The sequence below is a fragment of the Kitasatospora nipponensis genome, assembly GCF_039528135.1.
GTDB classification, from domain to species: Bacteria; Actinomycetota; Actinomycetes; order Streptomycetales; family Streptomycetaceae; genus Kitasatospora; species Kitasatospora nipponensis.
In genome coordinates, this window is record NZ_BAAALF010001002.1 from 1 (window position 1) to 561 (window position 561).

Sequence of the window (561 nt, forward strand, 5' to 3'; positions counted from 1 at the left end):
ATCCTCCCCACGGCAAGCCCCTTCCAAGAACCTTACTTCGCTCGCCAAGTTAGACTCAAATCTGCTCTCGCGCGCCAACGACACCCTAAATCACTGCCGACAAAAGCGGGAACGTTCCACCGCCGGTGGCGCATTCTTCGCCGATGAGGTGGTTGGCTTGAATGCCGTCGGGTTGGGCGGCGCCATCCGACCCCAAATCCCTGCAATGCCCCTCATTCTTAAAAAGTTCCTAGCCATGTTGCTCGGTAGCCACGCGCCACTCGGCTTCGAACGTCTCGGCCTCGATCTTCTCGGGGATGAACTCCTCCTGCTCAGAGATTTCCTCGGCCGAGGGCATAAGTGTTTCGGAGAGCTGCGTCGACCCCGTCGCCCGCGTGGCGTCAGCAAAGTCCGCATGGCCGTCTCGATAAATCTCGACCTTCCGGACCTCTTCTCCGTTGAGAATCTCACTCAACAGTGAGACAGGCTCGTCATCAAAATCGTGAATCCAGGCAACACGCAGGTATCTCCTCATCGGTTCGTCCCCGAGGAGGTGATGCGCCTACTGATGTCGAGCGGAAG

General features: G+C 58.1%; 1 protein-coding gene. It reads right to left on the minus strand.

What is annotated here, in order from left to right; all coding sequences use genetic code 11:
• Window positions 1–229 precede the first annotated feature (229 nt).
• Entirely contained in the window at window positions 230–514 is a 285-nt protein-coding gene (locus ABD323_RS44550) for a DUF6881 domain-containing protein (protein ID WP_253864970.1), read from the minus strand.
• Window positions 515–561: the final 47 nt, after the last annotated feature.

What these genes read in the sequence shown, in the direction of transcription:
- ABD323_RS44550 (WP_253864970.1), bottom strand. Translation starts at nt 514, where the DNA reads ATGAGGAGATACCTGCGTGTTGCCTGGATTCACGATTTTGATGACGAG.